The sequence below is a fragment of the Salinimicrobium sp. WS361 genome (assembly GCF_050750585.1).
Taxonomy (GTDB): domain Bacteria; phylum Bacteroidota; class Bacteroidia; order Flavobacteriales; family Flavobacteriaceae; genus Salinimicrobium.
Genome location: NZ_JBOJLM010000008.1, coordinates 186,673 through 201,973 on the forward strand (window position 1 = coordinate 186,673; position 15,301 = coordinate 201,973).

The 15,301-nt window shown below is 38.4% G+C and carries 11 protein-coding genes; 3 read left to right on the forward strand and 8 right to left on the reverse strand.

Translation table 11 applies throughout. The features are described 5' to 3' along the window. Positions 1-55: 55 nt before the first annotated feature. The 6 genes from ACQ93I_RS10475 to ACQ93I_RS10500 form a co-directional block, all read right to left on the reverse strand. Positions 56-1,588 carry a PKD-like family lipoprotein gene (locus ACQ93I_RS10475; RefSeq protein WP_431698472.1) on the reverse strand — a complete coding sequence of 511 codons (1,533 nt, stop codon included), beginning with the start codon at positions 1,586-1,588 and terminating at the stop codon, positions 56-58. Positions 1,589-1,633: 45 nt separating this feature from the next. Further along, positions 1,634-2,341, reverse strand: a complete 708-nt coding sequence (locus ACQ93I_RS10480; RefSeq protein ID WP_431698473.1) for a DUF4843 domain-containing protein — start codon at positions 2,339-2,341, stop codon at positions 1,634-1,636. Between the two features lie 30 nt (positions 2,342-2,371). Next, positions 2,372-3,850, reverse strand: coding sequence for a RagB/SusD family nutrient uptake outer membrane protein (locus ACQ93I_RS10485; protein ID WP_431698474.1), 1,479 nt, complete (start codon positions 3,848-3,850; stop codon positions 2,372-2,374). 9 nt (positions 3,851-3,859) lie between these two features. Next, a complete protein-coding gene (locus ACQ93I_RS10490; RefSeq protein ID WP_431698475.1) occupies positions 3,860-7,198 on the reverse strand; it encodes a SusC/RagA family TonB-linked outer membrane protein in 3,339 nt (1,112 codons plus the stop codon). A gap of 201 nt (positions 7,199-7,399) precedes the next feature. Then, on the reverse strand, positions 7,400-8,566 hold the full coding sequence (locus ACQ93I_RS10495; RefSeq protein ID WP_431698476.1) for a FecR family protein: 1,167 nt from the start codon (positions 8,564-8,566) through the stop codon (positions 7,400-7,402). Between the two features lie 182 nt (positions 8,567-8,748). After that, a complete protein-coding gene (locus ACQ93I_RS10500) occupies positions 8,749-9,342 on the reverse strand; it encodes an RNA polymerase sigma factor (RefSeq protein ID WP_431698477.1) in 594 nt (197 codons plus the stop codon). Positions 9,343-10,207: 865 nt separating this feature from the next. On the opposite strand from ACQ93I_RS10500, the gene ACQ93I_RS10505 reads away from it, so the two are divergent. The 3 genes from ACQ93I_RS10505 to ACQ93I_RS10515 are packed head-to-tail and all read left to right on the forward strand — an operon-like array spanning position 10,208 to position 12,305. Further along, entirely contained in the window at positions 10,208-11,455 is a 1,248-nt protein-coding gene (locus ACQ93I_RS10505; protein WP_431698478.1) for a Glu/Leu/Phe/Val family dehydrogenase, read from the forward strand. Between the two features lie 11 nt (positions 11,456-11,466). Beyond that, on the forward strand, positions 11,467-11,883 hold the full coding sequence (locus ACQ93I_RS10510; protein WP_423819356.1) for a GreA/GreB family elongation factor: 417 nt from the start codon (positions 11,467-11,469) through the stop codon (positions 11,881-11,883). After that, a complete protein-coding gene (locus ACQ93I_RS10515) occupies positions 11,883-12,305 on the forward strand; it encodes a hypothetical protein (protein WP_423819357.1) in 423 nt (140 codons plus the stop codon). Before ACQ93I_RS10510 ends, ACQ93I_RS10515 begins: the two co-directional genes overlap by 1 nt. Positions 12,306-12,740: 435 nt before the next feature. On the opposite strand, the gene ACQ93I_RS10520 is transcribed toward ACQ93I_RS10515, so the two are convergent. Further along, the gene (locus ACQ93I_RS10520; protein ID WP_431698479.1) at positions 12,741-14,066 is read right to left on the reverse strand and encodes a sigma-54-dependent transcriptional regulator; all 1,326 of its coding nucleotides are present in this window, start codon (positions 14,064-14,066) and stop codon (positions 12,741-12,743) included. A 3-nt stretch (positions 14,067-14,069) separates the two neighbouring features. After that, the gene (locus tag ACQ93I_RS10525; RefSeq protein WP_431698480.1) at positions 14,070-15,167 is read right to left on the reverse strand and encodes a sensor histidine kinase; all 1,098 of its coding nucleotides are present in this window, start codon (positions 15,165-15,167) and stop codon (positions 14,070-14,072) included. Positions 15,168-15,301 lie beyond the last annotated feature (134 nt).

Consider the following 15,301-nt stretch of genomic DNA (forward strand, 5'->3'; position numbering starts at 1 on the left):
AGTGAACCTGACAACATCGATAAATGCTGCCAGATCACCTTACATCATAAAAAAATTAAAGTTGTATTCCTAAAGCTGTGATTCTGGAAAAACCTTCATAGCTCGTAATATTTGAAGTATCCACATTACCTAAACCAGTATTAATAAGAGGTAACAGATACACTTTACCTTGAGTATTATCATATGAGGACATTAGTAGGGCATCGTTGTTCAGCGGCAAGTAATCATCTGTACTTCTAAATGGATAATCTGCCTGCTGGTAGACCTGTAAAGTGGTTATTTCTTCCCCTGCAGGCAAGGTATAGCGTTCTTCTACCTGCAAACTTGATGACGCAAATAAAACTGCATAAATTTTGGTTGTGGTCGCGTAATAAAGTATTCGTTGATCATCCAAAAAAGCAAAATACTGCGCCTCATTAATTTCAGGAGCCTGACTTAGATCAAAATAGGCTATTGGTGCGGGTGGGAAAATATCTGGATAAATACTTTGTCCCCCATCAAAAATATACAATCCAACTTCCCCTGATGCCTCATCTTGTAAAACATGACGGAAATTCCCATTGGTGCCTGCGCTTGCAGCCAGATTTTTCTTTCCTGAAAGATTAGCCGGATCAAATTCTGCACCTTCATCACCAGGTATCAAATGCATTGTTCTATCCCCAAATTGAGTAAGCGAAGGTTGGTATATAAAACGTTCTAATTCTTCACTGTAAAAATTTAAGGTTACTGCAGGATTGGCAGCTGGATTTACAGCAAAAACTTCCGGCACATCATAATCTGATGTGAATGGAACTCCAAATTTTCGGGATACACCTAAGAAAGTAGAAGTAAGTTCTCCATTATTCACTATAATACTTCCCTGATTTACCGCATCCAGTTTTTGTGGATTAAAAGACTCAGGAGCTACGTAAAATAAGCCACCATCAGTCCCGGCCAAACTGTAATCCAACGGGTTAATTTTATAAATCATTTCATCGGTAATTCCTATTATTGCATTTTCACCGAAGATCGTATAACCTTTTAACTGTTTAGTAATACCAGGAATAGTAGTCCCATTAAGGGTTGAAAATACATTGTGCTTTACATCAGTTGAAGCAAAATCAGGCGTTACCTCTGGACTCATTATATGACTCAAATCCGTGTTTATTCCATCAGGTGTTTCTGCCACGACAATACCTTCACCAATACTATTCAATATCCTTAAAGGCCACGTCATAATATAGTCTATGCCCGTTTGCCCGTCAGTTACCGTATAAACCAATTGATGAAAATCACCCGGTTCCGTGGAACTAAAGATAATCTCACTATTAAGGTTTCGTTGTTCCCCTAGTACCTGATATACAGTATCATCGGGTTCTAGATTAATTTTCCATTCATAGGAGAGCCTCTCCTCAGCCAGGCCATCTGTTACCAGATCTGGTTCTACAATAAGATTTTCAAACTGGTAAATGGTAAGATTGCTTATTCCGGAAGTATCAATTTCCACACCTTCTATGGTGTTTACATCCAGCGTGCTTTCATCCTTAAAACAGGAATGCAGAAGAGCGGCAACAAAACATAGTGCCATTATTTTTATAAGAGTTTTCATAAGATCATATTTTATTAAAATTTTAAATCCCTCACTTTTTCAAATTTAATACACGGGAATAATAGGCTCTCCTTCATTAGGTCCATCATCATGAACAAGCGGTGCATCGGGATGTTCAGCATTATATGCACGAATGTAATCACCATAAGCCTTTCCTAAAGCCTGAGCTCCTGTCGCTCCTAAATCTCGGTAATCGTTTATGCTAAACGTAGTCATCCCGGTAACCTCTATGAATATCCGGTAAGCTTTGGTGCTTGGATAACTTGTAAAAAAGTAACGGAAATAAGTCCAGGCAGGGATAATTATCTTATTGCTCCAGATTATTTTAGTCGAACTCGCCTCCAGAATCCCTGTAGAAAAATCATCCGACTCAACTAAAGTGACATGCAGCGACACTGAGGTGTCATCTAAAACCGGAGATTTTTTTAATTTAATTATCAAATTCCCGCTAAAAGCTCCTGCCGGTACTTTTGCCTCAATAATTTCATAAAGTTCTGGGTTAGCAGTAGTGAGAGAATCATCTATGATCTGTACATCAAAGTATCTGTCAACAGCACTGCTATTTCCTAATATATTAACCGGAACTTCCAAGAGATATTCATTTGAAGGATTCTGGACAAAGGAATACTGGATAGAATCATTAACAAAATTCACAGCAGGTTCAGCCTCAAAGGCACCAATCTCATCCCGCTCACAGGATACCCCGAAAAATCCCAGCACCATGACTATTAAGAAAGTATATATATTTTTCATCGTTTCTTTTACTTTAATTATTTGATTCTGTTACCTGTTACCAAATTCTATTTCATTATCGGGATAGGGAAGTACGTAGATATCATCATCAGGAATAATATTGGAATTATTTATCCCGGGAATTTTCGTTTCACCCGTCCTCTTATAATAATAGAAGAGTTGTCCCTCAGTAAGAAACTCTTTCTGATACTCCTTCCTTACCTCTGCAAGGATCTCTTCTACTGTTGAATTAACAGAAAGATTATTCAGGATACCTCTACTCTTACGAACTTCTTCTATATACATAATAGCTTTCCCCAGGTTACCAGTTTTAGCATTTGCCTCAGCAGCGATATAATACATCTCGGGAAGCTTGATCAATGGCATTTGGTTAAATGTTTCGGTGGAAATGTTGCGTTGGAGTAGTTTGATGTTCGCCACTCCTTTAGATTGGGTTTCCATGAATGTATTAAATCGAACATCGGCCAATCCTATTGTAATACTATCTGTTTCATATATTTGTCTCACATATGAGGAAGTGTAATAAACGGCATTTACGTTATTGCTAGCTTCCGTATTAGCTGTGAGTTGATCATTAATAATATCTGCAAAGGCATCAATATCAAGAGAAAACAAAAGTTCCTGATAGAAAATTTTGTCTGATGCAACCGGATAGGTTTCTGAATTTATTAATTGGGCAAAAGAATTTTGTATTACTTCCTCTGCTGCATTGGCGGCCTTTTGTTGCTCTCCCTCCCATTGAAAAACCCTTGCCTGCAAACCTTTCACTGCGTAATAATTCATGCGCTGTTCCCGGTTATCATAAAAGCCTTCTCTATTAGCATCATTGAAATAATCTTCTGGACGCTCCTCGTTATAAACAGGATCCGAGTTTAAGAGACCAAGAGCCTCCTCCAAATCTTCGTGAAGAAGCTCAAAGGTGTCTGAATAGGTTCGCTGGGGAGTAACGTTCTTGGAAAAGGTTTTGACATAAGGAATTGTATATTCTCCCATTAAACCCTGCCTGTTTTCTAAGTTTCCGTGACCAAATAAACGCAATAGATCGAAATGCAGAAAAGCTCTTAGTCCCAGAAGTTCTCCCCGTATTAGAGCATAATCTATCTCTCCGAGAACTCCTCGATTTTTGTCAGTCATTTCCAGAGCCAGATCAATATTGGCAATGACATTATAAGCCTTTGACCAAATCCCCTCTATTTGACCAGAGGAACGCACACTTTCATAATTAAATTGTTGTATACTGGAATAGACCCCCTGAACCGGTAGTGCAGCATATTGCTGACTTAATAAATCTACCATGTTCCAGGTCATATCTTCGGCATATAGTTCTTCAGCAGTCATACCAAGATAGGCTCCTATTAGTGCATCTTTGAATCCATCGCTAGTCTCAAATTGTTCCTCAGCACTTAATTGCATACTGGATTCTTCATCAAACCAATCGCTTTCACAGCCCGTATTAACGACTACAAATAATAGTATTAATACTGTTTTTATAATATTCTTATTATTCATGATCTCTGATTAAAAATTAGTGGTTAGAGAAAAAGACATGGTACGGGAGAAAGGATACAATGTTCCCCGTTCGATTTCAATAGAAGAGAATTTCACTACATTATTCATATTGAAACTTAACCTAAGTCTCTCTATTCTTAACATATCTGTGACATTCTCTTTAAATTCATAATATGCATTGATCGCAGCCAAATCAAGTTCCCGTCTGTCCTGAACAAAACGTGAGGTAGGTCTGGTCATCTCATTTACAAAAGTGTACATTCCTCTTTCATAGTCATATACCCTCAATCCTTTGAAACGGGTCTCCTGTCCCTGGTACTGCCATCTGCCAGTCAATACACGTCTGTCAACGTTATAGTTCATGTCAACATTCTCTACTTTATCGACAAGCGTTTGATTGTAGATTTGTCCTCCGCCGAGATACCGCGCTGTTACACTTAATCCAAATCCTTCATACTCTCCTGAAACTCCGAAAATCCCCCGATATTCTGGATTATTATTTCCGACAACCTTCATATCATCTGCATCCCACTCATAAGTAAGGCTACCATCTCTTTTCACAAATATCTCACGTCCAGTAGCCGGGTCTATTCCTTTGGAAGGAACTGCCCATATAGCGTCCATTGACATACCATCCTCATACTTCAATACTGGTTTATTGTTTTCAGTGTCGGCAGCAATCTCATTTTGTCTCTCGTTAAAGCTCTTTAGAGCATTGGAAAGCTCCACAATTTCATTCTTGTTTGTAGCAATACCGAAATTGAGGTTGATGAAATTATTTCCTTGAGACCAAACCAGGTAAGAAGCGTTAGCGTCAATTCCGGTATTCTTAACTCTACCCAGATTTTCCTTTACACTATTAAAACCCGTAGAATAAGGAAGGGTTATGTCTGAAATAAGATTTTCTGTATAACTTTGGTAATAGTCCAACTTCAAATTAAAGTTTCCAATTTTAGCATCAATACCTCCATTATAATCGAATTTCGTTTCCCATTGCAGATCCGGATTTCCCATCTTCAAAAGATAAGAACCTGGAAATCCCTGGTAGAATTTATCCTGATAATAGGCATAGGTAATAATCGACTGGTTGACGTTGAAATTCTGATTTCCTGTAGAACCAAGGGAACCTCGAATCTTCAATTGACTTACAAAAGAATCTTTCAAAAATTCTTCATTGTGCAAGTTCCAGCCAAGACCTAAACTCCAAAAGGTAGACCATCTCTTATCAGCGCCAAATTGGGAGGAGGCACTGGTTCTAATGGTAACATCACTAAGAAAGCGATTGTCATAAACATATGATCCAACTCCTAAGAAGCCAAGCTCCCTGGACAACCCGCTAATTCCCGTTGGCCTGGAATCCAGTGCATACGCTCTGGCAAATGTTATATTATTCAATCTACTGCTGGGAAAACCTTCAGCCAGATGTTGAACTTCATTATACTTATTCTCACTTATGTTAAGTCCGGCATTGAAGAATATAAAGTGTTCAGATATATTTCTCGAATATTGAAAGTTCTGGTCTGCTGAGAAATAAGAGCTTTTTCCATTATTCACTTGATAAGACCCCTTTCGTTCCGTATCTGTGTAAGTATCGAACATCGTATGACCTGCGGGATAAAATTCGTCAGCATCACTTCTTTTGAGATCAATCCCAATTCTTGTGATAGATTTAATGGAAGGGGCAATTTGCCATTCCATATAAAAATTATTTATAAGGTTCAGATAACCCGATTCATTCTTTAAATCCAATGTAGAATTGTAAAGTGGATTGGTAAAAACAATACCCGCATCCTCATCTAATACTTCAGAATAATAAGGGATACTACCGTCCAAACTTCTTGCCCGCCAATAGGGATTCATCATTGCATATTCGTTAAATTCCCCATAGGAAGACTCCTGTCCCTTGTTACCAATTACAGTTGTAATATTTCTAAATTTTAAATTCTCAACATTATACATGGCAGTGAGGCTTCCCCCGATGTTTTCCCTATAGGATCCTTTCATTACTCCAGGTTCATGCTGATAATTCAGGTTGGCAAGAATTCGTAAATTGTCACCTCCTAATTCTACACCAAGGCTATGCCTGGTTCCAATTGCATTTCGCAAAGGAATTGCCATCCAATCTGTATTAAGACCTTCCTTTGCCAGTTTCAAACGGGCATTATATAATTGCTGCAATTGAATATAATCATCTGCATTTCTGGAAAGATAATAGCCGTCTAAAGTCTCAGCCTCCAATTTTTCTAAGGAATTGGTAAGATTATAACTTGACAGGTCCGGCAATTGAACATCAAAATTAGCGGTATATGTTATTCTCGTTTCTTCTCCACTAATCGCATCTGTTTCTATTACCACAACTCCGTTTGCAGCTTTTGATCCGTACATCGCCTTTGAAGCTGCGTCTTTTAGAACTGTAAGTCTGTTTATCCGATTGAAATCGAGATCGAAAATTCGTTCTACAGAAACTTCAAAGCCATTAAGGATAAATAATGGTTGATTAGGATTCTTTAGGTAATTCCCCTTAAACCCCTGGGTTTGATTATCTGCAGGAAAAGTAGAAGACCCCCTTATCTGCATATCAGGCAATGCGTTAGGATTTGATCCAAGATCAAAGTTTTCCATGATAACAATAGAGGGATCTATATTCTGAAGGGCCTGAAAAACATTTGCATTTCCCCTTCTACGAAGTTCCTCACTGGTCACAGTAACAGCACTTCCACTAAAACTGTTAGGGTCACGCTCAAATATACCTGTAATTATTACTTCAGATAATTCTCCAATTTCCTGTTCCATGGTAACATTGATCTGGATTTGATTGTTAACAGGGATTTCCTGAATCTTGTAACCGATGTGTTGGAAGACAAGAGTATCCTGTTGTTGTGCGGCTATCCTGTACTCACCCTCCAGATCTGAAATAACTCCCCTTCCGGAACCCTTTAAAATTACGTTCACACCAGGAAATGGATTTCCCATCTCATTTAAGATTCTTCCTGATACAATGGATTGCAAAGGCTCTTTAGAATTTGAGGGACGTGTTTCAGGAGTGGATTCAGCGGCTTCTTTCGCAGTTAACAGGATCTGCTCATTTATTATAGTGAAATTTGTCCGTGTGTTAAAAAAGATTTGCTCAAGAACATTCTTTACTAATTTTCGTTCTACTTTTACAGAAATTATTCTGTCTAGATCGACATCTGCTGTTTTGTAGACAAAACGAAAGTCTGTCCTGCTTTCAATTTCATCTATTAAACGTTCGATGGTAACATTATCCAGATCTAATGATACATTTTGTTGTTGAGAATAAGAGGTATTGGCATGAATTGAAAAAAGGGCTGAAAAAATGAAGAGCATACTCAGCTTCGTTTTCCTAAAATCTTTAAGAAAAAAGTGAGGACTTCTTTTTAGGATAAAAAGAATTTTCATAAATTTAAGTTGTTTCTAGGTGGTTATAAATTTTAATCACTTATCAAAATCGGGAAATGTGTCACCATTTTCCGGTTTTTTTTTGGGGTCAGATATATTCCATATGTTCGAACTTTTAGTGGTTATGGGTTAATTCTTTATAATTATCTGATTATCTGAAATAGTATAATCAATCTGGTAAATTCGGGTTAAATACTCAAGAACTTTCTCGATAGGCTCATTTCCGAAATTAGCATTAAAGGTCTCATCGGTGAGATCTTCCTTAAGGTTCACAATTGGAATGTTATAATGACGCTCCAATCTTTTTATCATTTGAGCAAAGGTTACATCTCTAAAAATTAATTCCCCTTTAATCCAGGAAGTGTAGACCCCGGTCACAACCTCTTCTTTTGAGAACGAATTCTGCTCTTTATTAAAACTACCTTTATGATTGGGTGAAAGAAGTTCTCCCTGATCTTCCTGGAATGTCTCCCCTTCACTGAACATGCCAACTGAGCCTTCTACAAGAACAACAAAAGCCTGGGAATCCTCCGGATACGCAGCAACATTGAATTCTGTTCCAAGAACTTCTACTTTCAACGCTTCAGCGTTTACTATAAAAGGATGTAATTCATCCCTGGCAACATCGAAGTAGGCCTCTCCTGTTAAAAACACCTCTCTATTTTTTCCTTTTATGAAATTAACTGGATACTTAAATGAAGTACCCGCATTAAGATGAACACGGGTACCATCTGCAAGGCTCAATTCAAATTGTTTTCCATACGGAACTTTTATAATGTTATATTCAGATTTTACAGCAGTGGTTCCTGGATTGTATACCAAACGCCTACCGTCTCCTGTACCTATTATCTTTCCTTGCTCATCTGATAAATTAATGAACTCCTCCCCGATCACTTTTACTGCACCATTATCCAGTTGCAAAGTGATTTGTTCATCTCCAGGAGTTAGTATGGGATAGCTTTCCCTACCTCCCAAAGAATAGTAACTTAAATAACCTATAGCAATAATTCCTGTAAATACTGCTACTGCGGCGTACTTTCTGAATTCATTTCTCCAGCTAGTTTTTCTTTTCTGCGATCTACTACTATCCACAATCTTAGAAAAAATCTTCTCTGCTTTTTCATCATTCATTTCCGGATACTCATCCAGAAGCAATAGTACTTCCTCTACTGTTGGAAAATCTTCCGTGGACTGGGTCTTCTGAAAATATTTAACCACTGTTTGAATTTCCTCCTCATTACATTTGTTGGAGACAAACTTGTGAAGTAATCCTTTAATATCTTTGGGTTTGGTCATTGTTTAAATTATCAGCCTGATATATATAATACAGCCGGAATAACCTGAAGTACTACTCCAGTGTGAATTTTTTTTTAAATATTTTCAGTTTAGATATCCTAAAAACTAAGAAATCCTAGTATGCATAGGAGATTCGACAAGAAAAAAATTTAAGGAAGAATCTTAAGAAAATGTTATTCCGGTTAGAGAAAAAAGAATGTGAGGATAACTAAAGTAAGGTCGGTATGTAACTTCAAGTATTCACGAAGTGTGCTCAAGGCTTTTGACATTTGTGTTTTCACTGTACTCACAGAAATATTTAATTCGGCACCAATATCCTCATAACTTTTGTGCTCTTTTCTGGACATGAGAAAAATTGTCCGCCGTTTAGGAGGTAACAGGTCAATAGCCCTTTCTTTAATAGATTCATAATCTGAATCTAACAAAGAGTGCGTGGTTGAATCTGAATGTGTCTGACTTCTGTAGAATATTTCTTCTCGCAAAGACGAATTGTTCGCCGCCCTGGCCAGGAAGTTAAAAGATAAGTTTCTCGCTATAGTAAATAAATAAGCTTTAATTGATAATTCTGAATTCAGATCCTGAGAATGCATCCATAGTTTCATAAAAACATCCTGCACTATCTCTTCGGCATTGGCATCAGATTTTAGAAGACTTCGGCTATAAGCATAAATATCCCTCCTGTATTTCTCATACAAACTTTTAAAAGCTCTTTCAGAACCATTCCGAAGCTGCTCTACAAGTAACCTGTCTTCTACCTCTCTCTGAGAATTATTCATTGTATTACATCTATAGTAAATAGCACTTTTAAGCTATCATCCTCAAATTTGGAATCTATAAAAGTATTTGTTTTCTCCTCCAAAGCAAAAAAAAGATTTAAATTCTTGTTAAAAAAGGATTAGAAATGTTTGAAATATAGTGAGTGACTTGAGAAAAAAATAAGAATTCCATATAGAATAAAAGGCTATTGAATCCCTATTTCATAATTCTTCTAATAACATGTCTAAATAATGCAAATGACTCAGAAAAACCACAGTGGAAAAAAAATGAATAAAATATGGAACTTAAAAAATCAAAAAAGGATTGATGTTAATCTTTAAAAAAGAAAAAGTGTTTTTTTACCAAAAGTTCCATTTAAATTCCAATGCTTCTGTTGTCTTAATTCTCCTTATCCTCTAAATTTCTTTTTCAGTTAGGATAAATAAAAAGCCTCAACCCATCCCATCTCCCTCTAATCTACATCGGGAAAGCACCTCTAAAATGCCCTTTTTGACACCGGTACAATTCTCCCCGTCCGGGTAATTTCTCCCCACTCCATCCTTTGCTTTTTTTATTTTTACAAGTCATTAATTAATTGAACTACAGTTAATTACAAATTACATCTTCAGTAATTATTGAAGAAGGCACAGGCTTTGTCTTCAGGAATGCAAAACAAATTTTGAACTACTATGCTAATTGAAAAAAGAATGATCAATTCTAAAACAATGGAAGTCAATAATAACTTACCCCAGGAAATTCTTAAGGGGCTCTGTTTTAATTGTGATCATAGAACTCACTGCACCTGGAAAGAAACAAGAAAACAAAATTGTGAACACTTTGAATAATAGAAATATGATTACTGCTAACAAGAATAATAAACAGAGCATGTTTAAGACTGTACAAAACCAGTTTAATAAAACAGCCGACTTAATTGATCTCAACCCAAACATCCGTAAGATCCTCGCTATTACCAACAACGAACTCATCGTGCATTTTCCTGTGAAGATGGATAACGGGGAGGTGGAAATCTTTACAGGTTACAGAGTTCAGCATAACAATGCGCTGGGCCCTTACAAAGGCGGATTGCGTTATCACCCTACTGTAGATGTAGATGCCGCAAAAGCCCTGGCCATGTGGATGACCTGGAAAACTTCTTTGGCTGGCTTACCTTACGGTGGTGCTAAAGGTGGAATTCAAATAGACCCGCGGAACTACAGCTTATCTGAACTGGAGCGCATTACCCGAAGGTTCACTTATGCATTGGGCGAAAATATTGGGCCCGAGCATGATATTCCTGCGCCCGATGTCAATACCAATGCCCAGACTATGGCGTGGATTGCGGATACTTACATGTCAACAAAATCAACGTCAGAGCGATCTCAGAATCAGCACGTGGTTACCGGGAAACCTGTGGGCTCAGGTGGACTCGAAGGTCGCGACAGGGCTACAGGCTTCGGCGTGTTCTTGTGTATCAAATTATACTTTGAGGCACGTGGTGAAACTCTTGAAGGCAAAACTTTTACCGTCCAGGGTTTTGGAAACGTGGGTTACTGGGCATCTCATTTCTTAGTTAAGGAAGGTGCCAAACTCTTGTCGGTACAGGATGCACATGCCACCTTATTCAATTCTGAAGGTATTGATGTTGAAAGTTTATTTGAACACTCCAAACCCAGAAAAGGCTCTATAGAAGGATTTTCTGAAGCCAAAGAAATTGATCCTGAAGAGTTCTTCGGATTAGCCTGCGACATATTGATTCCTGCTGCTTTGGGCAACCAGATCACTGAAGATAACGCCTATAAAATTCAGGCGAAATTAATTGCAGAAGGCGCCAATGGCCCTACCAATGACGGAGGTGAAAGCATTCTTCTGGAAAGGGGAATTCCTATTATTCCCGACATCTTATGTAACTCGGGAGGAGTAATAGGAAGTTACTTCGAATGGTTACAAAACCGAAATGGCGAATTGTGGCAACTGGACGAAGTGATGGAAAAACTCGAGAAAAAGATCACCCAGGTGTTCAAAAATGTCGCTACCGAAGTTGACCAACGTCAGGTAGACTGGCGTACTGCAGCCTACATCATTGCTATAGCCCGAATTGAAATGGCTTATGTACAACGCGGAATTTTCCCATAAATGAGACAGCTATGAAATACACGCAAATAATAATTGAAAAAAAAGAATTTGAGCTTTTAAGAAACCTGATATCAACAGAATCATATTATAAAGACAAGACCTACAAGTCTTCTCTTCATAAACTGAAAAAGGAACTGGAAGATGTAAAGATCTTACCAGATAACAAGATGCCCGGCGATGTTATACGTATCAACTCTAATGTAACTATTGAGACCCCGTGGAATGTACAGAGAACTTACCAGATTGTAGTTCCTGAACAAAGTGACATCAGGAACAATAAGATTTCTATTCTCGCCCCCATGGGTCTGGCCCTGTTTGGTTATGCCCAGGGAGATGAAGTGGAATGGGAATTCCCCATGGGCATTAAAACAATAAAAATACTGGAAGTAGAACAGTCTAACACAACATTTAAACTGGAAGCGCTGTAATGAATGAAATGAAGAACCACTATAGAGACGAAGAAATATTGAAGCTCAATATGAGTTCAGAATTAAAGCTGTGGCAGGAAAACATCAGCTTCATGGAGCAGGAAATCGGTTTTTATTTAAGGCTACTCCAAAAGAGTTCGTTCTTTAAAACTGAAAAAAATGTAGAAGATTTGAAGTTCCTGGTAAAGCAACTGCAGGAGATCCATGAAATGAACAGCCTCAATTCAAAAATATTGAGAGATTACAAACTAAAGGCAGAGAATATTCGGGAATGCGATGACGTTCAGTGCGAAAATCAATATGTTCAGGAACATCTGCATGTAAAGAATTCTTTTCAGAAGCATTTAAAAAAGTCTCAGATAGTTAAAGGTTTTGTATTTAAATACATACTCGAAAACATGCAGGAGGTTCAGCATTCCTAAGGCAATTCTTTAGAAAATTGTCCGGGAACATCAGCCTTTAAAACAGCTCACTTGATCATGAAAAACAGGTCTACAAAAATTAAAATCATCTTTCTGCCTTAAAGCACCTTTTCTAAAACGGAATCGTCCAAACCTATGGATGTATCCCGGTGAAAAAGGTGCACCCCGGCAAACAAGATGTATAATTTTTAAACCAGAATCATGAAAAAAGGAAATTTAAAACCTGCAACAATAGATTTAAAGGCTAAAAAGCAGGAAAAAATTCAGAAGAAACTCGAGGATAAAAAAATGAAAAAAAGAAATTCGAGAGTTTAGAAATTTAATTAGTTTTTTGAAGGGTCTGCCGCTGGCGGACCCTTTTATTTTGTTGAAAGTTCTATTCAGATATATATTTTTCTCAACATCTAAAAAACTACCCCTTCAAAAATGCCGTTTTTACTTCAGCTTCTGCCTGAGGGTTTTGCGATCGATTTGAAGGATTTCTGCAGCCTTTGTTTTGTTGTTGTCTACCGAAGCCAGCACCCTCTGAATATGTTCTCTCTCCACTTCCCTTAAAGATCTTTGCACATCACTTTCAGCAGAAGGTTCGGCTAATTTTATATGCTTCGGGATTTCCTGTACGTCAATATTCTTATCACACAAAATTATTGCCCGCTGCACCACATTTTCCAGCTCCCTGATGTTGCCGGGCCAGGTATATCTCGTGAGCAACTCCATCGCCTTATCTGTAATTGTCACGAAGGGTTTCTTATATTCAACCCCGTACTTTTTAATGAAATTATGAACCAGAGGAAGTATGTCTTCTTTTCTTTCCCTAAGCGGTGGCGTGATTATGTTCACCACGTTTAAACGGTAATAAAGGTCTTGCCTAAAAGTGCCTTTTTCAACCATCTGGTAAAGGTCACTGTTGGTTGCCGCGATGATGCGCAATTCTATTTTCTCTGACTTCTGGGCTCCAATCCTTCTGACTTCCTTTTCCTGTAAAACCCTTAAAAGGCTGGTCTGTATATTTGCAGGTGCCGTTCCTATTTCGTCCAAAAATATGGTTCCGCCTGCCGCTGCCTGGAAGAATCCCTGCCGCGAATCTCCTGCTCCTGTAAAAGCTCCTTTTACGTACCCAAATAATTCCGATTCCAGTAAATTTTCAGGAATAGCGCCACAGTTCACAGCTATAAAAGGGTTGCCTGCATAAGCGCCTTTATAATGAATGGCACGCGCCACCAGCTCCTTGCCTGTGCCACTTTCTCCCTGTATAAGTATGGTTGCCCTGTTATTCTTTACCCGCTCAACAACATCGATCATTTCCTCAAAACTTTCCGAAGAGCCTATCATCCCGGCGTAAGCATTGGTAACCGGTTTTTCTTTTTTATGATCAAAGGTGTCGCTTCTTTTTTCCTGAAGACTTTTTTCAATGGCCAATTTCAGTTCGGCCTGGGTGAAAGGTTTTACCAGGTAATCTAAAGCCCCGGATTGTATAGCCGATATTGCCCCGTCTACTGATGGAAATCCTGTAATGACCAGTTTTGGTATCTCCGGGTAATGTTCATCGGCATATTTTATAAGCTCTATGCCGTTCACGCCGGGCATTTGCAAATCGGTAATTAAAAGGTCTATTCGCGACGATTTCAGTATTTCTATAGCTTCTTTTACAGATATCGCCCGGTAAGTGTGAAAGTGAAGTGCACTGAGATTGCGATGAATTAACTCGAGCATATCATAATCATCGTCAACTATTAAAACGTTCTCTTTATGAAGTGCCATAAGTTAATTTCTAAGAGGTATACTAATTTGAAAAATTGTTCCCTGGGGCTTGTTATCAAAAGCAACAATATTGCCTTTATGACTTCTAATGATACCATGTACCACACTTAACCCCAGCCCCGATCCATCTCCAATAGGTTTAGTGGTAAAAAAAGGTTCAAAGATCTTTGATTTCAACTCTTCTTTAATGCCCGGGCCCTCGTCTGCAATCTCTATAAAAAAGCTGGTATCATCCTGGTAGAGCTTCACTTCTATAGCCGAACCTTCTGGAGAAAAATACAGGGCATTTATCAGGAGGTTAAAGAGTACCTGCGTTAGCTGAATGGGGTCCAGCTGTGCCTCAATCCTCTTGTCTACCACTCTAAAATGGCATTCTACACCTGCTTTTCTAAAATTCGGTTTCAAAAGCGAAAGCGCCTGTGCAATTATAGGCTGAATTCTAATGATCTTCATTTCCTGCGGAATTTCACAGGCAAAGAACATGAGTTTCTTCACTACCTCCCGCGAGTAAATGGCTCCTTTAATGATCTTGCCAATGTCCTTTTTTGTTTGCTCATTTTCGGCCCTGTCTTTTATGAGTTCGGCAAAACCCAAAATGTTACCCAAAGGCGTGTTGAGCTCGTGGGCAATCCCGGCAGTGATCTCTCCCAGAATCGCTAACCTGTCATTGCGGTGTACGGTGCGCCTTAACAGCTCTTCCTGCTCTTTTTGCTTTATTTTCTCGTAAAAAGATCCTATTTCCTGGGCTGCTTTTTCGAGTAGTTTCTGTTCTTCAGGCAGAAAAGACAGCAGGCTGAATTTAGGATCGGGATAATAGATCTTTATACTGCCGTTAATTTCATTAAAAGTATAAATTGATGCCTGTTGCACCACGTTTTTCTTCGGAATTTCACCGGTGCTATGTTCAAACCCGTTTAACTTCAATTCTACAATGGCATTTTCGGGGAACCTCCAGGCTTGTTTTAGTACTTCTGAAATCTTTTGAAGCGTAGCTGCAATCTCTCCTGTATGATCTCTAATAATAGAAGATATCTCATATAAACAGCTGAGCTCTTTAATTCTCTCCTGAAGTTCTATTTTGGTTGAAATTGTGCCGGGCATCCTGAAAAAATTATAGAGGTATGAATTACCAAATATAAAACATTTATAGCGAGAAAAGGGGCTTGCAGGCAGTGCCTTCCCTCCCATTCCGTACACAGTTTTTTTGCTGATCATGCTGATGACTATATCTTAAA